This is a genomic window from Aquitalea sp. FJL05 (assembly GCF_003852595.1).
Classification (GTDB): Bacteria; Pseudomonadota; Gammaproteobacteria; order Burkholderiales; family Chromobacteriaceae; genus Aquitalea; species Aquitalea aquatilis.
On the sequence record NZ_QAJS01000006.1, the window covers coordinates 408,220 to 426,428 of the forward strand.

Here is an 18,209-nt window from a genome sequence, read left to right on the forward strand (position 1 = left end):
TTACTGTTTATTCATACTGTTATAACAGATGCATCAAACAATCACTGCCGCAGCGGCTGCGGGGTATTGCAGTGTAGGCAGGACCTGGGCCAAGCATGCTGCGATACTGACGGAATGGCCAGCTAGCGCGGCAGGTCAACGCCACTGCCGGCGGGTGCCAGCCAACGCCGCAACCATAGCCGCAAGCTGTCCAGATAGCTGTAAACCACCGGCAGCACAATCAGGGTCAGCAGGGTGGAGGTGATCATGCCGCCGATAATGGCATACGCCATCGGCGCGCGGGTTTCTGCCCCTTCGCCGCCGCCCAGCGCCATCGGCAGCATGCCGAAAATCATCGCCAGGCTGGTCATCATGATGGGGCGTAGCCGGACCCGGCCAGCTTCGATGATGGCCTCGCTACGGCCCAGGCCCTCACGCCGCGCCTGATTGATGAAATCCACCAGCAGAATGCCGTTCTTGGCCGCCAGCCCCATCAGCATGATGATGCCGATCACCGAGAACATATTGAGGGTGGAGCCGGTCAGCCACAAGGCCAGGAATACCCCGACGAAAGCCAGTGGCAGCGCCACCATGATGGCCAGCGGCTGGGTAAAGCTGCGGAACTGCGCCGCCAGGATCATGTAGATGAAGATCACCCCCATGGCCAGCGCCTGCACGGCATAGCCCAGGGATTCTTCCATGTCGCGGCGCTCGCCTTCCTCGGCCAGCACCACGCCGGGCGGCAGTTTGAAAGTAGCGGTGATCTTGCTGATGTCGGCAAACACCGAGCCGGCATCCCGCCCGGCGATATTGCCGGTGACAGTCACCTGGCGCAGCAGGTCGACGCGGTCGATCTGGCGCGGGCTGAGGCCAGGGCTGAGCCGGGTAACCGTGGACAGCGGCACCATGCTGGCTGCGCCATTGGCATCCGGCCGCCCGGCCACGGTAATGATGTCCAGCAATTCATTGCGCCGCTCACTGCGCGGCACTTGCAGCAGTACATCGTAGTTTTCGCCATCCGGTGCTTCCCAGCTGCCCACCACATCCCCGGCCAAGAGCTGCGACAGCGTGCTGCCCACGCGATTGAGATCCACCCCCAGGCTGGCCGCCGCATCGCGGCGGATGTCCAGCTTGAGCGCGGGGTCGGCATCGGCCAGGCTGCTTTGCAGATCGCCCACTCCTTTTACCTTGGCCAGCTGCTTGATCAAGGCATTGGCCGCGACATCCAGCTCGGTCAGATTGCTGCCGCGCAGGCCGATATTGATGGGCTTGCCACCGGGGCCTTCCTTGCCCATTTCTTCCAGCGAGAGGATCTCCACCCCGGCCACCCGGCTGACGGCAGCCCGTGCCTGCTGCATCACGCTGAACAGGCTGTGACTACGCGTGCTCTTGCTACCCAGATCCACCACCAGCTGGCCATCGCTCTTGCCCGAGCCGAAACTGCCGCTGCCGGCAGTCAGCTGGATGGACTGCACGGCCGGCAGCCGACGCAGCAAGGTTTCCAGCTCACGCCCCTTGCTGGTGGTGTAATCCAGCGAAGAGCCGGGAGCGGTCTTGTACGATAGCGAAAACTTGCCCTTGTCCTGCCGTGGCATGAATTCACCACCGATCAGTGGCACCAGCATGCAGCTACCCAGCAGCAGGAGCAGCGCACCGCTCAGCACCGTCTTGCGATGCCGCAGCGTCCAGCCGATGGCCGTCACATAGCGCTCGGCCAGCCGGTCCAGCGAGCGTTCACACCCATCCAGCAGCCGGCCCAGCGGGCCGCGATGGCGGTCGCCGTGCTGGTGCGGATCGGGCCAGATCGACGACAACATCGGGTCGAGGGTAAAGCTGACCAGCATGGAAATCAGCACCGCCACGGTCACGGTCAGGCCGAACTGGTGGAAAAACTTGCCGATGATGCCGCTCATGAAACCGACCGGCAAAAACACCGCCACCACAGTCAAGGTGGTGGCCAGCACCGCCAGGCCGATTTCATTGGTGCCATCCAGCGCCGCCTGATAATGGCTCTTGCCCAGATGGCGATGCCGCACGATGTTTTCGCGGACCACGATGGCGTCATCAATCAGCAGGCCGATGGACAGCGACAGCGCCATCAGCGTCATCAGGTTCAGGGTGAAACCCAGCGCCTGCAGCGCAAACAGGGTGCCGATCAGCGCTACCGGCAGGGTAAGGCCGGTAATCACCGTGCTGCGCCAGCTGCCCAGAAACAGGAAGACGATCAGCACCGTCAGTGCCGCGCCCTCCAGCAAGCTGGCTTCGACATTGGCCAGCGATTTCCTGACGTCTTCCGACTTGTCATAGGTAAAGCGCACCTGGGTGCCCGGCGGCAGCTGGCCTTGCAACTGGCGAATCACCTGCTTGACGCCGTCGGCCACCTCCACCACGTTGGCACCGCGTGCCGCGCGGATATCCATGCCAACGCCGGGCTTGCCGTCGATCAGCGCCAGGCTGTCCGCTTCGGCCTCGGCATCGCTGACACTGGCGATGTCGGACAGGCGGATGGGGCTGTCATTGCGATAGCCGGTGACCAGGCTGGCAAAGTCGTCCGGTGACTTGAGCTTGCCGCTGACGCGCACGCTCAGCTCATTGCTGGCCGTGCTGACGGCACCGGCCGGGTAGTCGCGGTTACCGGCGCGGATGGCATCGGCCACTTCCTGCAGCGACAGGCCACTGGCTTCCAGCCGGTAGGGGTCGACGTCGATGCGGATCTGCCGCTTCACACCGCCCACCACCTTGGCCTCGCCCACGCCGGACACTGTTTGCAGCCGCTTTTTCAGCGTGTTTTCCAGCCAGGTGGTCAGCATGCGCTGCGACACCTGGCTGGAGCTGAAGCTGACCGACAGCAGCGGCTGGTCGTTGGGATTGAATTGCGATACCGATGGCGTAGCGATTTCACGGCGAAAACGGCCCTGCACCCCGCCCACCCGGTCGCGTACATCCTGTACACCGATATTGGGGTCTACTGTCAGCGCGAACTCCACCACGATGGTGGAACTGCCTTCGAAGGAATAGGAGCGGATGTGCTTGACGCCATTGATGGTGTTGATGGCCTCTTCCAGCGGGCGGGTGACTTCGCTTTCTACCACTTCGGGCGAGGCACCGCTGTACTGGGTGGTGATGACGGCAACCGGGAAACGGATGTCGGGCAGCTCCTCCACCGGCAGCCGCGACCAGGCAAACAGGCCAAGCACCAGCAAGGTCAGCATCAACACGGTGGCGAAGTAGGGATTGCGCACGCTGACACGGGTCAACCACATGGCATCATCCCCTTACTTGAGGCCGGCCGGCAGGCTGACGGCATCACCGGCAGCCACACCCAGCAGCGCGGCGGACAGAACCAGCTGGCCGGGCTTCACCCCTTGCAGCGCCACCTTGCGTTCGGTCTGCGACCATAGCAGCAGCTGCACCGGCAGGCGCTGTAGCCGGCCATGTTCCACCAGCATGACCCAGGGCTTGCCCTGCAAATCCTGCACCGCGTTCTGCGGCAGCACCACCTGCCCCTCCAGCTGGCGCAATACCACGCCGCCCTTGGCAAACTGCCCGGCCTTGAGCCGGCCGTCGCGGTTGTCGACACGGATATAAATCAGAAAACTGCGGGTGCCGCTCTGCGCCACCGGATTGACGCGCACCACGGCACCGCTCAACTCGTCGGGCAGGCCTTCCACGCTGAAGCACGCCTGCTGGCCGGGCTGAATGCGGCCTATCCATTGCGCCGGCACCGTCGCGCTCAACTCCAGCACGCTGAGGTCGGCAATGGAAAACAGCCGGGCATTCTTGGCGGCGATTTCACCGGGGTTGATCTTGCGCTCGTAGACCACGCCGGCTATCGGGGCGCGCACCACGCTATCGGCCTGCAAGCGCCGCGCCCGTGCCAGCTGGCTGATCTGCGCCTGCAGCTCGCCCTGGCGCACGGTGAATTCGCTCTCGGCCTCGTCATAGGCCAGCTGGGAAATGAAACCCTTTTGCAGCAGCTCGTGCTGCTTGTCCAGCTTGGTGCGCGCCAGCTTCAGCCGCGACTGGTTAGCGGCCAGCTGGGCCTGCTGCTCGCTGACCGACTGGTCCAGCGACTCGGAGTCCAGCCGTGCCAGCTCCTGCCCCTGCCGCACGGACTCGCCTTCGCGCACCAGCACATCCTTGACCCTGGCTTCCACCTCGGCGGCGATGCTGCTGCTTTTCAGCGCGGCCAGCGTACCGGTAAACGGCAAGGCATCACGCAAGGCAGACAGCTGCGCCACCTCCACATCGGCGCGCGACAGCTCGCGTGCGCCGGCCACGGCAGCGGAGGCCACGGCCTTGCCACTGGCAGCACCCTCGCCTTGTTTGCCGCAAGCTGCCAACAGCGCCAACAGCATTCCCCATCCCAGCCAGCTTGCTTTCATCCGTTCTTGTCGTCCGTTGTCATGTTAAGAGCCTGCTCAGCGTCCCGCGAGCCAGAGTGAGACCAAGCAAAAACGCGTAAGGAAGCGGCGTTTACCTAGCGTAAATGAGCATTCCGCAGGCGTTTTTAACGCAGTATCACCCCCATCTCGGCTCAATCCAGCAGCCTATGAACAGGCGCTAAGGCGCTGCCGCCATCGACGGCGTCATCCCCTTGGGCAGCAGCATCCACATGCTGCCATTCTGTTTCATCCGGCCGGCATACATGCCGGCCTCGCTGCCATAGCCCCAGAACAGATCGGCGCGCACCGCGCCACGAATGGCGCTGCCGGTATCCTGGGCATGCACCAGCCGGGTCAGTGGTTGTTGACTGAGCGGCCAGGTCGTTGCCAGATAGACCGGCGTCCCCAGCGGAATGTAATGCGGATCAACCGCAATGCTGTAACCACCGGTCAGCGGCACGCCCAGTGCACCGGCCGGGCCACTGTCGCCGCCCGGCAGCGTCTTGAAGAAGACATAGCTGGGGTTGACTGCAAACAGCTCCTGTTGCCGGCCGGGGTTGGCCTTGATCCAGCCCTGTATGCCCTGCATCGAGGCGGCAGACAGCGTCAACTCGCGCTTTTCCACCAGCCATTTGCCAATCGACTGATAGGCATAACCATTCTGCTCGGCATAGCCGACATGCAGAAAACTGCCGTCTTCCAGCTGGATGCGGCCCGAGCCCTGTACCTGCAGGAAGAACAGCTCCACAGGGTCCTCCACCCAGGCCAGTACCGGCGCACTGGCCACGCCCTTGCCCTGGGCAATCTCGGCCCGGGTGTAATACGGCAGCAGACGGTTACCCGCCAGCCGCCCCTTGAGCTTGTTGCTGCGGCTGTCCACGGGAAAATCCGCCGGGCGGATTTCAATCTCGCCCGGCGCTGCTTCATTCTTGCCCGGCAGCAACTGCAGACGATTGCCACCAGCCTTGCGTGCTACCAGCACGCTGCGACCATGCAAGGCGGGCGGGTAGTCCAGTACCAGCAGGTCGGCCGGCACGCCATATACCGGATAAGGCGTGCGCTCGCTGCGGCTGCGGCTGCCATTGAGCAGAGGTTCGTAATAGCCGGTAATCAAGCCGCCGCTGCCGGCGCTATCGCGTACCGCCCAGGCATTGAAGCGACTTTCAAAAAACTGCCGCGCCTGTGCACCATCACTAGCAGGAATGCGTGCGGCATCGGCACAGACCGCCTGCCAGGCCGGCTTGCGCGCCGTGACCTTGCAGCTTTGCTGCAGGGCCGACAGGGTGTCGCCCATATTCTGCTGCTGCCAGGCCGGCAACGCTGCCGGACTCAGCAGGCCGCCATCGCCCGGACGCGGCGTGGTAGGGGTGGTGGTGGAACAGGCTGCCAGCCACAGCAGTGGCAACAGCAACAACAATCGTTTCAGCATGGACGGGAACTTGCGTAATTTAAAAATCAGGGTGGTGACTGGCTGGAAACAGCCAGCCGCCATGTTACCGTGCGCGGCGCAGCGCTGCACGGTCAGGACTCGCGTCTGACCCGGGCCTGGCAAGCGAGTTCGCCAAATGCACTATTTCATCGAGCCGCAACAAAACTGCAAACAAAGGTGGATAACATGTCGCCACAACACAGTCCACTGGCGATCCATCGCAATGGTCGGCCAGGCCATCACGCTGCTTGAAGCAAGGAGATAACCATGAAACACCTTTTCGCTCGTTCCGCCCTGTTGGCAACCCTGGCCCTGAACATTGGCTTCGCCCCCCTCATGGCCCACGCCGAAGATGCCATTCCCACTGACGAACAGCTGGCTAGCAATGTGAAGAACGCCCTGGATGCTGATCCGGAACTGAAAGCACTGAATCTGCACGTTGCCAGCAAAAAGCAGGAAGTGACCATCGACGGCAAGATGACCGATGACCAGCAGATGTTCAAGGCTGGCGTCATCGCCGAGAAGGTGCCGGGCGTCAAGTTCGTCATCAACAATATGAATATGTAAGCACAAGGCCCGATCAGGGCCTTGCCTGCTACCAGCGCCTCCGCCAGCCGGAGGCGTTTTCATGTCCGGCCCGGCTCGGAGGCTTCCCAGGAAAGACAGGAATTGCCCTAAAAGCCGGTCGAACCGACCAAGTCTCACCTCATCCCTATCCTGGGCAGACCACGCATACGTAAGCAGGCCCCGACCTTCGGTACAGCAGCAGCCCGCCCTCTCCAGGCGGCCAGCCCGTAGAGGCCGCCCATCTTGCCTGCAATTAAAAGAAAATATACAAAAATAAGCGCAAATTTACGTAAATAATCGCCAAACACCCACCCTACCCTGACGCATTGACGCTGACTCGCCCGCCTCAGCACACTCAGCCCGCCCAGCCTTCCGCCACTGCGGCAATGGCTAGTCCCGTCAATTATCAGGAAAACCCATGAACCCACGCATTCTGGTCGCAGCCCTGGCCTGTACCCTGCCCGCACTGGCCCTGGCCGACGTATCCATTTACGGCTCCATGCGCGTTGGCATCAACAGCATGAAAAGTGCCGATACCCACTACCGCCAGACCACCGGCATCGACGACTACGGCAGCAAGATCGGCTTCAAGGGTCGCGAGGATCTGGGCAACGGCTTGCAGGCCATCTGGCAGGTGGAAACCGGCATGGCACTGGATGGCGTACCCAACAACGGTACCGGCAGCGGCCGGCTGGCCAACCGCATGAGCTTTGTCGGGCTGGAAGGCGGCTGGGGCAGACTGCGCGCCGGCTTTATCGATGACGTCCTGACCGATACCGAGGCCACCGACATCATGTCCAGCCCGCGCCGCGACGTGAAAGGCGGCATTGCCTACCCGCTGTACGAAGCGCGCGACATCTTCGGCAGCAACAACTATGGCGACAGCCGCGCCAGAAACAGCCTGCGCTACGATAGCCCACGCCTGTACGGCGTGCAGGGCAGCCTGCAATATGGTGCCGGCGAAAAGCAGGTGGATGGCAAGAGCAGCGGTGACACCTGGGGCTTGCGCCTGTCTTACGCCGACGACGGCTACTTCGCCACCTACGCCTATCTGACCAAGCTGAACAGCATTGCCAGCAACAACAGCGGCGTGCACCGGCTGGAATTCGGCTACAACGCCAACAATCTGTCACTGGCCGCCACCCTGCAAAAAACCACGCTGTACGGCAATGCCCACAAGAACCAGGACAATAGCGACGACTTCGAGATTCCAGGCATTATCGAAGCCGGCATCGCCAAAACCGGCAACAACAAGCTCACCAGCCAGGTGTATGCGCTGAGCGCCGCTTATCGCATGGGCAACTTCAAACCCATGGCGGTATATTCGCACCGCCGCCAGGTGAAGGTAGATGGCCAGAGCCTGAACTGGGGTGCCAATCAGTGGGCCATCGGTGCCGAGTACTACCTGAGCAAAACCAGCTGGCTGCAAGCCGGCTATGGCCAGGTCAGGCAAAACGCTGGCGGCCAACGTGCGCTGGGACTGGAGCAGCCGGATGCCAACACCAGCTGGCTGATGCTGCGCAAGGAGTTCTAAGCCAGCACCTGCACATGAAAAAGCCCGCCTTAACGGCGGGCTTTTTTTGCCAGGATCGCAGACTTACACCGCCTCCAGCGCCAGCAGCTCGGCCATGGTCTGGCGGCGACGGATCAAGCGCGGGCCCGCCTCATCCAGCAATACCTCGGCCAGCAGCGGGCGGCTATTGTAATTGGACGACATGGTCGCGCCATAGGCACCGGCGTCGTGGAACACCAGCCAGTCGCCCACCACCGCTGGCGGCAGGTCGCGGCTTTCCACCACCCCGCCCTCCTGCTGGGTAAACACATCACCCGATTCGCACAAGGGGCCGGCCACCACGGTGGCGACCTTACCGGTTTTCTCCTGACCGCTGCGCTCCAGCACCGAAATTTCGTGGTAGCTGCCATACAGCGAAGGACGCATCAGGTCGTTGAAGCCGGCATCCACCAGCACGAAATGGCGGCTGCCCATGGCTTTGACCGCACGCACTTCGGCAATCAGGGCACCAGACTCGGCCACCAGGAAGCGGCCCGGCTCGATTTCCAGCCGCACGGCATGGCCCAGCAGCTGTTCCACTTCCTTGCGGGCGGCGTCCCACAGCTGGAAGTAATGCTCGGTATCGATGCGGCTATCGCTGTCGCGATAAGGAATGGACAGGCCGCCACCGGCCGAAATGGCCTCGATGTCCTGCCCCAGGCTGCGTACCAGCTCCACCATGGCACCGCATACCTGCTGCAGATGGCCATAATCGACGCCGGAACCGATATGCATGTGAATGCCCACCAGCTTGAGGCCGCTAGCGGCAATCACCGCCAGCGCCGCCGGCAGATCGGCATGCCAGATGCCGTGCTTGCTGTTTTCACCGCCGGTATTGGTCTTGTGGCTATGGCCATGACCAAAACCGGGATTGATGCGCAGCCACACGCGGTGGCCCGGCGAACGCTCACCCAGCTGGCGCAGCATGTCGATGCTGCCGGCGTTGACCACGATGCGCTCGGCCACCACCTGGTCCAGCGTGGCGCGGTCCAGCACATCGGCGGTGAATACCACCTCGGACGGCTCGGCGGAAGACAGATCGTAACCGGCCTGGCGCGCACGCGCGATCTCGCCCAGCGACACCGCATCCACCATCACGCCCTGCTCACGCATCAGGCGCAGGATATGGGTATTGGAATTGGCCTTCTGCGCATAACGAATCACATCAAACCGCTTGAGCTGGGCAATGCGGGCGCGAATCACGGCGGCATCGTATACCCACAGCGGGGCGCCGAATTGTTCGGCCAGGGCGGCAAGTTGGGGGGCGGCGAAAGTTTTCATGGCATTCCATTCAATGATTGCCATGATACTGCCGCAGCCTGCGACGAAAATAAAATATCAATTTATCGCCAGGTCTTTCATTTATGATATGACCATCACCAGCAAGCCGAGCCACGCCATGTCCTTCAACCTGCGCCATGTGGAAATCTTCCACGCCATCATGACCACCGGCAGCGTCACCGAAGCCGCCATCCTGCTACACAGCTCGCAGCCCACCATCAGCCGCGAACTGGCCCGGCTGGAACAACTAAGTGGCCTGACGCTATTCGAACGCGTCCGTGGCCGGCTGCGCCCCACCCGTCAGGCCCTGCAATTATTCGAAGAGGTCCAGCGTGCCTATCTGGGGCTGGAGCGCATTGTCAGCACCGCCGAAGCCTTGCGTCACTTCGACCATGGCCAGCTGTCCATCGCCTGTCTACCCATGTTCTCCCAGGCGGTGCTGCCAACGGTCTGTCAGCGCTTTCTGGCACGCTATCCCAAGGTCAGGCTGAGCATCGCACCGCAGGAGTCGCCCTTGCTGGAAGAGTGGCTGGCCGCGCAACGCCATGACCTGGGACTGACCGAAAGCCAGCTGCAGCCGGCGGGCACCAGTCAGCAGCAAATCTTCTGTGCCGATGAAGTCGCAGTGCTGCCCAGCGGCCACCCGCTGTGCCACAAGGCGGTACTGGAGTTGGCCGACTTCGCCGGCCAAGCCTTCATCAGCCTGTCAGTCAGCGACATCTACCGCCAGCAGCTGGATAGCCTGTTTGCCGAACAGCAGGTGCAGCGGCAAATGGTGCTGGAAACCCACAGCGCGGCCTCGGTATGCAGCATGGTGCGTCAGGGCGTCGGCATTGCCGTGGTCAATCCGCTCACTGCGCTGGAGTTTGCCGGTCAGGGTGTGGTGGTGAGAAAGCTGGCCGTGTCCCTGCCCTTCCGCGTTCATCTGGTGCGGCCCTTGCACCGCCCGGCCTCCGCCCTGGTCGACAGTTTCGACCTGTTATTGCAGGAGGTACTGCAAGAAGCCAGCCAGCGTACCGCCTGCCTCGTGTAAAGCCTTGCACAGCATTGTGCACGGTCAAGCAGCAGTGGAAGAAAAATTATGGCATTAGGGTTTTTCGACTATACCGGTAAAGAAACAATACCGGCCGGTGCCGGCTTGCGGCCGTTGTCATGCCCACCTTCGCTGCACGGCACCCCGGACAGAAGCATTACTCAGGGAGCCCGTCATGCGCATCAACCAGCCGGTTACGCAGCAGGAACTGTTTTTGCATCCGCAGCGCCCCATCGTCACCAAGACCGACCTGAAGGGACTGATCACCTACGCCAACCGCGCCTTCATTGATATCAGCGGTTTCAGCGAAAGCGAGCTGATCGGTCAGCAACACAATGTCGTACGCCACCCGGACATGCCACCGGAAGCCTTCGAAGACATGTGGCAGACCATCCAGGGCGGCCATCCCTGGCGTGGGCTGGTCAAGAACCGCAGCAAACAGGGGGATTTCTACTGGGTGGACGCCTATGTCACCCCCATTCGTGAAAACGGCCATACCGTTGGCTATATGTCGGTGCGCAGCGCCCCGGACAAACAGCAATGCCAGCAGGCCGAACAACTCTATGCCGATGTGCGTGCCAAACGGGCCAGCTTTCCCCAAACCCGCCAGCCAAGATCAGCAAGCCTGCAAAACCTGCTGGTGCTGGCCATGCTGCCACCGGCACTGGCCTTGCTTTCCCAACTGCTCCTGCCCGATAGCCTGCACGACTACCTCAACGCAGCCAGCATCCTGTGGCTGATTGGCGCTGCCGTGCTGATTCACCAGCGGCTGGCGGCACCGCTGGAACAGGCGAAACAGGGCCTGGCCCGATTGTCCGAAGGCAATTTCAAGCAAGCCATTCCCCAGTCCGGCTGCCAGGATGTGCGCCAGATGCTGGAAATGCTGGAAACCATGCGCATCAATACCCGCGCCGTACTGGCCGATGTCGTAGTGGGCGCGCATGACATCAGCCAGGCCGCCACGGCCACCCATACCGAGGCCAGCAATCTGCAACAGCGCGGCGAGCATGCCCAGGAAGGCATCACCCGCGTGGCGGCAGCGCTGGAACAGCTGTCGGTATCGGTCAATGAAATCTCCATCACCACCCGCACCGGTGCCGGACATGCCAGCGCCGCCAACCAGCTGGCCGATCAGGGCGAAGACAAGATGCTGCAAACCCGCGAGGTCACCCGCCAGGTAATGGGAGAATTCCAGACCACGCGCGATGCCATTATGGTTCTGGAAAAATCAGCCGAGGAAATCGGCTCGGTCACCTCGGTCATCAAGGAGATCGCCAACCAGACCAATCTGCTGGCCTTGAATGCTGCCATCGAGGCCGCACGCGCCGGCGAACAGGGCCGTGGTTTCGCCGTGGTGGCCGACGAGGTGCGCAAGCTGGCCGAGCGCACAGCGGGCAATACGCTGGAAATCGAGCAGTCCATCAATGTGCTGCACCAACGCACGCATCAGGTATTGCAGAACGTGCATGCCGCACTGGAACGGGTACAGGGCGTGGAAGACGCCATCGGCACCGCCAGCGCCAGCCTGGCCGCCATCCGCGAGGCCAACCAGGGCGTGGCGCAATCGGCAGCCAACGTGGCGGAAATGCTGCAGCAGCAGTCATCGGCCTCCACCGAAGTGGCACAGAATATGGAGACCATGAGTGCGCTCACCGAGCAGAACAGCCACAGCATCGCCACCACCAGCGAGGTAGCACAGCAACTGCACACCACGGCCCACGACCTGAAGCGGCTGGTCAGCCACTTCGAACGGCATCTGTAGGCAGGCAAGCGTCCCCGCGAAGGCGAAGGCATTTGCTACAATAGCCGGCTGCCGCCATTCTGTGCGGCTTGACCCGAATCACAGCAGGCGGCCAACGGCCGCCTTTCTGCTGGTCGCCGGCACTGCCCGGTGCGCCGCAGCCCGCCCCGAGGATTGGATTTCGCTTGAAACTGCGTACCGTACTGCGCATAGCGCTATTGCTGGTGCTGATGGACATTGCCGCCGTCGCCTCTTTTCGCGCCAGCGTGGACGGTTCGCTGGACGAGCTGCGCTCGGCCAATACCCAGCGGCTGGAACTGTACGCCAACAGCCTCAACAGCGAGATCGGCCACTACGCCCGCCTGCCCAGCCTGCTTGGCCTGTCGCCCTATGTGGAGCGGCTGCTGCACGCCCCGCAAGACCGCCAGCGCCAGCAGGCCGCCAATGACTATCTGGAACGCCTGAGCCAGCGCACCGGGGCCAGCGCCATCTACATCATGGACAGCAGCGGCATCGTGCGCGCTACAAGCAACTGGCGTCAGCCCGACAGCTATCTGGGCGAAAACGATGCCTTCCGCGCCTATTTCACCGATGCCATCAACGGCCAGCCTGGCCGCTTTTTCGGCGTGGGCACCACCCGCAGCGAGGCCGGCTACTATCTGTCCGAGCCACTGACCAGCCACGGCCGCATCATTGGCGTGGCGGTGGTCAAGATCAACATGGAATACCTGGAAAAGCTGTGGCGCGAAAACAAGACCATGGTGATGGTGTCCGACCAGAATGAAGTGGTCATCCTGGCCACCGAGCCGGGCTGGAAATTCAGTACCCTCAAGCCCTTCAGCAAGGCCCTGCAGGATGCCTTCGACCGCAACCGGCAATACAACCGCAAACGCCTGCAGCCGCTGGGGCTGGAAGAACGACGTAGCCTGGGCAACGGCAGCCACATCTACCGGCTGGACCAGAGCGGCCGGCGCACGCTGAGCCGGCTGGCCTACCCGCGCGACATGCTGGGACAATCGCTGCAACTGCCGCTGTCCAACTGGCGGCTTACCGTGCTGTCCAGCCTGGAGCCGGTTTATCAGCTGGCCTATAACCGTGCGGCGCTGGCCGCCCTGCTCACCCTGCTCAGCCTCACCGGCATTCTGTGGCTGAACGAACGGCGCCGCCGCCTGCGCGACAAACTGGCCGCGCGCGAGGCACTGCAGCGCGCCTACCGCGAGCTGGAACGCAAGGTGGAAGAGCGCACGGCCGACCTGTCCCGTACCAACCTGCAACTGCAGGCAGAAGTCAGCGAACGCATCCGCGCCGAACAGCACCTGCGCCAAACCCAGGACAATCTGGTACAGGCCGGCAAGCTGGCCGTGCTGGGGCAACTGGCCACCGGTATCGCGCACGAACTGAACCAGCCGCTGGCCGCCCTGCGCACCCTGTCCGGCAATGCCATCAAGTTTATCGAACGCCAGCAAACCGACACCGCCCGCAGCAATCTGCAAACCATCTGCCAGCTGGTGGATAAAATGGGGGAAATCACCAGTGCACTCAAGGGCTATGCGCGCAAATCCACCAGCAGCCTGGGCACGGTGGACATCAGCCTGGCCATCGACAGTGCGGTGCTGCTGTTGCGCAACCGGCTGGAGGGCAGCCAGGTACGCATTGTGCGCCCCAATGCACCGGAGCCGTGGCAGGCACGCTGCGACCCCAACCGCTTTGAACAAGTGCTGGTGAATCTGCTGGCCAATGCGCTGGACGAGCTGCAAGACCGGCCACAGCCCATCATCGAAATCAGCGGCCATCGCACCACAGAACACCTACAATTGCAGATTCGCGATAACGGCCCCGGTTTGCAGGATGCCGTACGCGCCCAGCTGTTCGAGCCCTTTGTCACCACCAAGCCCGCCGGCATCGGCCTGGGCCTGGGGCTGACACTCAGCGCCGGCATCATCGCCGAAGCCGGCGGCAGCCTGAGCGCCGACAACCACCCGCAGGGTGGCGCGGTATTCACCATTACCCTGCCGCTTGCCACAAAGGAAAACCGCCATGTTTGATGGCATGAAAGTGTTGATTGTCGAAGATGATCCGGATGTCCGGCTGGGCTGCGAACAGGCGCTGGCGCTGGAAGGACTGGAAGCACGCGGCGTCGCCAGCGCCGAGCAGGCACTGTCGCTGCTGTTGCCCGGCTTCCCCGGCGTGGTGGTAAGCGACATCCACTTGCAAGGGCAAGATGGCATGGCCTTGCTGCGCCAGCTCAAGGCTCGCGACAGCGGCCTGCCGGTGATCCTGATCACCGGCCACGGCGATGTCAGCCTGGCGGTACAGGCGATGAAGGACGGGGCCTACGACTTCATCGAGAAGCCGTTTTCATCGGAACGACTGCATGAAGTGGTGTGCCGCGCCATGGAGCAGCGCCGCCTCAGCCTGGAAGTGGAAAGCCTGCGCCGGCAATTGCATGACAAGCAAAGCCTGGAAGCCCGGCTGATCGGCCGCTCGCCGGCCATGGAGAAAGTGCGGCGCATGATCGCCGATCTGGCCGATACCTCGGCCAATGTGCTGATCCTGGGCGAAACCGGCACCGGCAAAGAGCTGGTGGCGCGCTGCCTGCATGAAATCAGCCGTCGTCAGAAAAACAATTTTGTCGCGGTCAACTGTGGCGGGCTGGCAGAAAACCTGTTCGAGAGCGAGATCTTCGGCCACGAAGCCCATGCCTTCACCGGCGCGGCCAAGCGCCGCATCGGCCGCATCGAATACGCCAATGGCGGTACGCTGTTCCTCGATGAAATCGAAAGCATGCCGCTGCCGCTGCAGATCAAGATGCTGCGCGTATTGCAAGAGCGCACGCTGGAACGGCTGGGCTCCAATACCCCGATCTCCGTCGACTGCCGCGTGGTGTCGGCCACCAAGGCCGACCTCAAGGCCATGGGCAATAACGGCAGCTTCCGCAGTGACCTCTACTACCGGCTGAACGTGGTCACCCTGCAACTGCCGCCGCTGCGCGAACGGCGCGAGGACATCCCCCTGCTGTTCGAATACTTCCTGCTGCAGGCCGCCAGCCGCTTCGACCGCCCCACTCCGCAGCTGGAGGCCCATGAACAGGCCGAACTGCTGGCCTACGACTGGCCGGGCAATGTACGGGAACTACGCAATGTGGCCGAGCGCTATGTGCTGGGCATCCGCAGCCCGCTGTCCGAATCCGGCGAACTGAGCCAGAGCCTGCCCTTGGCCGAAACCGTCGAAGCTTTCGAACGCGCACTGATTGCCGAAGAATTCCGCCGCCACGGCTTCAGCCTCAGCCGCACCAGCGAAGCCCTGAAAGTCGCCAAGACCACCCTGTTCGACAAGTTGAAAAAATACGGCCTCAACCAGCCGGGCTGATTGTGTCGCTATCGCCCGGCTGGCGGGCGTAAAAAAAGCGGCCACCGGGGCCGCTTGCCAAAGGCTGCATGAGCAGACACTGCGCCATGCTGCCGTTGCGGGGGGATCACGCCGGCTCGACACCGGCATCACAACGGGCAGACAGGCCGGCACAGTACCCGGCCCTGCGGCTCAATAGGTGTAGAACATGCGTTGCAGTTCTTTGGTGTCGTGGGTCTTGGTCAGGCCCAGCATCAGCAGAATGCGTGCCTTCTGTGCATTCAGCGTGTCGCTGACCACCAGATCTTCCTGATCGTCATTGGCCTCGCCGTTGCGGGCGACAATACCGTTGCCCACGCGCGAGCTACGCACCAGCACGACGCCTTTTTTACGGGCATCACGGAAGGCCGGCATCATCTGTGCGGCGATACTGCCATCACCCACACCAGCCTGCACGATGCCCTGGGCGCCGGCAGCGATGTTGGCATCCATGGCCACGCGGTCCATATTGGCATAGCCGTAAACGATATCCACGCGCGGCAGGCTGTTCAGCTTGCTCACGTCAAACTCGGTATCGGCCGTGTTCTTGCGGGTGGACATGCGGTAGAAATGCGGCTTGTTGTCCTGCATGTAACCGAGGTAGCCCAGTTCCGGCGTCTTGAAGGTATCGGTGGTGGAAGTGTTGGTCTTGGTCACTTCGCGTGCAGCATTGATCTGGTCGTTCAATGCAACCAGTACCCCCTTGCCGGCAGCATCCTTGCTACCTGCCAGAATCACGGCGTTGTACAGGTTGATCGGGCCGTCAGCACTGATGGCGGTAGACGGACGCATGGAACCAACCACCACCACTGGCTTCTTGCTCTTCACCACCAGATCCAGGAAATAAGCGGTTTCTTCGATGGTATCGGTACCGTGGGTAATCACCACGCCATCCACATCCTTCTGCGCCAGCAGTTCGTTCACGCGCTTGGCCAGCTTCAGCCACACTTCGTTGGTCATGCTTTCGCTGGCGATCTGGGCCACCTGCTCACCACGCACATCAGCCACCTTGGACAGCTCGGGCACGGCGGCAATCATCTTGTCCACGCCCAGCTTGGCAGCGGTATAACCGATGGTGGTGGTGCTGTTGGCACCGGTACCAGCGATGGTGCCGCCGGTAGCCAGAATCACCACGTGCGGCTTGGCCGCTTCGGCTGCATGGGCAGATTGACCACACAGGGCAGCCATCACGGCGGCGCTGGACAACAGCAGATTGAACGATTTTTTCATGTCTCTATCTCTTTGTAGAAAGACTAGTGGGGATGTCGTTGCCGGGAAGCAACTGGCTGCAGCGATCAGCCCCGCGTCCTGCCTGTCCGCCTGTATCGGCGGCTTGGGCAGGCCGGGGTCTGTCACTGGATTTTTATGGGGTCAAACGGTGGCAGGGCCTTAGAACTTGTTCAAAGTCTCGCGAGCTAGAGTGAGACAAGGCAAAAACGACTAAGGAAGCGGAATTTACATGAAGTAAATGAGCATTCCGCAGGCGTTTTTAACGCAGTATCACCGAAGCGCAGCAGACTAGGGACAGGTTCTCAAGGCGCTCAGGCCTGGTCTTCTGCCAAAGCCGGGTTGACATGCGCAGCCTCGGCATCGATATCGCCTTCGGACGCAGCCACCACGGTAGTGGCAATCGCATTACCCAGTACATTGGTCGCCGTGCGGCCCATGTCCAGGAAGTGGTCGATACCCAGGATCAGCAGAATGCCGGTTTCCGGCAGATTGAACATCGGCAGTACGGCAGCCACCACCACCAGCGAGGCACGCGGCACACCGGCGATACCCTTGCTGGTGATCAGCAGGATCAGCAGCATGGTGATCTGCTGGCCCAGGGTCAGGTGGATGTTGGCAACCTGCGAGATGAACAGCGCAGCAAACGAGGTGTACATGATGGAGCCATCCAGGTTAAACGAATAACCCAGCGGCAGCACGAAGCCAGAGATACGCTCCTTGATGCCAAAACGCTCCAGCTGTTCCAGCAGGGTCGGATAGGCAGCTTCGCTACTGGCAGTGGCAAAGCCCAGCATCAGCGGCATGCGAATGGTTTTCAGCAGCGCGAAGATCTTCTTGCCGACAAAGCCATAAGCCGCAGCAATCATCAGCAGCCACAGGCAGGTCAGCGCCAGATAGAAGCTACCCATGAACTTGGCGTACATCGACAGCACGCCCAGGCCATCAGCGGTAATGGTGGCGGCAACCGCACCAAACACACCTACCGGAGCAAACATCATCACGATATTGGTCACGCGCAGCATGATGCTGGCCAGCTGCTCCAAGCCTTTCATCAGGATGTCAGGCTTCGGACCCTTGTAGGAAGCGATGGCCACACCGAAGAACACCGAGAACACCACCACTTGCAGCACTTCGTTTTTCGCCATGGCGTCAAAGAAGCTGGTGGGGAACATGTGGGTGATGAAATCCTTCAGGTTCAGCGCAGTAGCCTTCACTACCGGAGCGGAAGCATCAGCCATCGGCAGGGTGTAACCCAGACCCGGCTGCAGGGTATTGGCGAAGATCAGGCCCAGGAACAGGGAAACCAGCGAGGCACCCATAAACCAGCCCATGGCTTTCAGGCCAACGCGGCCAATCGAACGGGAATCACTGCTGCCAATGCCATGCACCAGCGTGGACATCACCAGCGGGGCGATGATCATCTTGATCAGACGCATGAACACGTCGGTCAGGATGGAGAAGTAACCGGCAACCTCTTTCAGCTGCTTGGGATCGGTAATCGAGGTGTGACAGCCGTAGCCGACTGCGATGCCCAATACCAGGGCGATCAAGACCCACAGGGTAATCTTGTTGGTTTTCACGAGCGTTTCTCCAGAGTAACCCGGCTTTAAGACCGGTGTTGAGTC

12 protein-coding genes are annotated in these 18,209 nt (G+C 61.9%); 6 read left to right on the forward strand and 6 right to left on the reverse strand.

What is annotated here, in order from left to right:
- Nucleotides 1–122: 122 nt before the first annotated feature.
- From DBR44_RS06760 to DBR44_RS06770, 3 genes are all read right to left on the reverse strand, one after another.
- Nucleotides 123–3,242: an efflux RND transporter permease subunit gene (locus DBR44_RS06760; RefSeq protein ID WP_124643248.1), complete on the reverse strand. Its 3,120-nt coding sequence runs from the start codon at nucleotides 3,240–3,242 to the stop codon at nucleotides 123–125.
- A 12-nt stretch (nucleotides 3,243–3,254) separates the two neighbouring features.
- Nucleotides 3,255–4,337, reverse strand: a complete 1,083-nt coding sequence (locus tag DBR44_RS06765) for an efflux RND transporter periplasmic adaptor subunit (protein WP_124643250.1) — start codon at nucleotides 4,335–4,337, stop codon at nucleotides 3,255–3,257.
- Nucleotides 4,338–4,542: 205 nt separating this feature from the next.
- On the reverse strand, nucleotides 4,543–5,793 hold the full coding sequence (locus tag DBR44_RS06770; protein WP_124643252.1) for a murein transglycosylase A: 1,251 nt from the start codon (nucleotides 5,791–5,793) through the stop codon (nucleotides 4,543–4,545).
- Between the two features lie 267 nt (nucleotides 5,794–6,060).
- Between DBR44_RS06770 and DBR44_RS06775 the strand changes: the two genes are divergently transcribed.
- Together DBR44_RS06775 and DBR44_RS06780 are read left to right on the forward strand one after the other, a co-directional pair.
- A complete protein-coding gene (locus DBR44_RS06775; RefSeq protein ID WP_233578404.1) occupies nucleotides 6,061–6,360 on the forward strand; it encodes a BON domain-containing protein in 300 nt (99 codons plus the stop codon).
- A 418-nt stretch (nucleotides 6,361–6,778) separates the two neighbouring features.
- Entirely contained in the window at nucleotides 6,779–7,894 is a 1,116-nt protein-coding gene (locus tag DBR44_RS06780) for a porin (protein WP_124643254.1), read from the forward strand.
- A 63-nt stretch (nucleotides 7,895–7,957) separates the two neighbouring features.
- On the opposite strand, the gene lysA is transcribed toward DBR44_RS06780, so the two are convergent.
- On the reverse strand, nucleotides 7,958–9,193 hold the full coding sequence (gene lysA / locus DBR44_RS06785; RefSeq protein ID WP_124643256.1) for a diaminopimelate decarboxylase: 1,236 nt from the start codon (nucleotides 9,191–9,193) through the stop codon (nucleotides 7,958–7,960).
- A gap of 88 nt (nucleotides 9,194–9,281) precedes the next feature.
- On the opposite strand from lysA, the gene DBR44_RS06790 reads away from it, so the two are divergent.
- The 4 genes from DBR44_RS06790 to DBR44_RS06805 all read left to right on the forward strand — a co-directional run bounded on the left by DBR44_RS06790 (nucleotide 9,282) and on the right by DBR44_RS06805 (nucleotide 15,336).
- The gene (locus tag DBR44_RS06790; RefSeq protein ID WP_124643258.1) at nucleotides 9,282–10,226 is read left to right on the forward strand and encodes a LysR family transcriptional regulator; all 945 of its coding nucleotides are present in this window, start codon (nucleotides 9,282–9,284) and stop codon (nucleotides 10,224–10,226) included.
- 175 nt (nucleotides 10,227–10,401) lie between these two features.
- Nucleotides 10,402–11,988, forward strand: a complete 1,587-nt coding sequence (locus tag DBR44_RS06795) for a methyl-accepting chemotaxis protein (RefSeq protein ID WP_124643261.1) — start codon at nucleotides 10,402–10,404, stop codon at nucleotides 11,986–11,988.
- Between the two features lie 164 nt (nucleotides 11,989–12,152).
- The gene (locus tag DBR44_RS06800) at nucleotides 12,153–14,012 is read left to right on the forward strand and encodes an ATP-binding protein (protein ID WP_199730984.1); all 1,860 of its coding nucleotides are present in this window, start codon (nucleotides 12,153–12,155) and stop codon (nucleotides 14,010–14,012) included.
- On the forward strand, nucleotides 14,005–15,336 hold the full coding sequence (locus DBR44_RS06805; RefSeq protein WP_124643263.1) for a sigma-54 dependent transcriptional regulator: 1,332 nt from the start codon (nucleotides 14,005–14,007) through the stop codon (nucleotides 15,334–15,336). The genes DBR44_RS06800 and DBR44_RS06805 overlap by 8 nt, the downstream gene beginning before the upstream one ends.
- Before the next feature lie 171 nt (nucleotides 15,337–15,507).
- Here the strand turns inward: DBR44_RS06805 and DBR44_RS06810 are convergent, their stop codons facing one another.
- Both DBR44_RS06810 and DBR44_RS06815 read right to left on the reverse strand, forming a co-directional pair.
- Complete coding sequence (locus DBR44_RS06810) at nucleotides 15,508–16,584, reverse strand: type II asparaginase (protein WP_124643265.1); 1,077 nt, start codon at nucleotides 16,582–16,584, stop codon at nucleotides 15,508–15,510.
- Nucleotides 16,585–16,895: 311 nt separating this feature from the next.
- Complete coding sequence (locus tag DBR44_RS06815) at nucleotides 16,896–18,164, reverse strand: dicarboxylate/amino acid:cation symporter (RefSeq protein WP_124643267.1); 1,269 nt, start codon at nucleotides 18,162–18,164, stop codon at nucleotides 16,896–16,898.
- Between the last annotated feature and the right edge of the window lie 45 nt (nucleotides 18,165–18,209).

Excerpts from the sequence above, each read along its gene's own strand:
- DBR44_RS06760 (WP_124643248.1), bottom strand. The coding sequence starts at position 3,242 with ATGTGGTTGACCCGTGTCAGCGTGCGCAATCCCTACTTCGCCACCGTG.
- DBR44_RS06765 (WP_124643250.1), bottom strand. The coding sequence starts at position 4,337 with ATGCTGTTGGCGCTGTTGGCAGCTTGCGGCAAACAAGGCGAGGGTGCT.
- DBR44_RS06770 (WP_124643252.1), bottom strand. The coding sequence starts at position 5,793 with ATGCTGAAACGATTGTTGTTGCTGTTGCCACTGCTGTGGCTGGCAGCC.
- DBR44_RS06775 (WP_233578404.1), top strand. The coding sequence starts at position 6,061 with ATGAAACACCTTTTCGCTCGTTCCGCCCTGTTGGCAACCCTGGCCCTG.
- DBR44_RS06780 (WP_124643254.1), top strand. The coding sequence starts at position 6,779 with ATGAACCCACGCATTCTGGTCGCAGCCCTGGCCTGTACCCTGCCCGCA.
- lysA (WP_124643256.1), bottom strand. The coding sequence starts at position 9,193 with ATGAAAACTTTCGCCGCCCCCCAACTTGCCGCCCTGGCCGAACAATTC.
- DBR44_RS06790 (WP_124643258.1), top strand. The coding sequence starts at position 9,282 with ATGACCATCACCAGCAAGCCGAGCCACGCCATGTCCTTCAACCTGCGC.
- DBR44_RS06795 (WP_124643261.1), top strand. The coding sequence starts at position 10,402 with ATGCGCATCAACCAGCCGGTTACGCAGCAGGAACTGTTTTTGCATCCG.
- DBR44_RS06805 (WP_124643263.1), top strand. The coding sequence starts at position 14,005 with ATGTTTGATGGCATGAAAGTGTTGATTGTCGAAGATGATCCGGATGTC.
- DBR44_RS06810 (WP_124643265.1), bottom strand. The coding sequence starts at position 16,584 with ATGAAAAAATCGTTCAATCTGCTGTTGTCCAGCGCCGCCGTGATGGCT.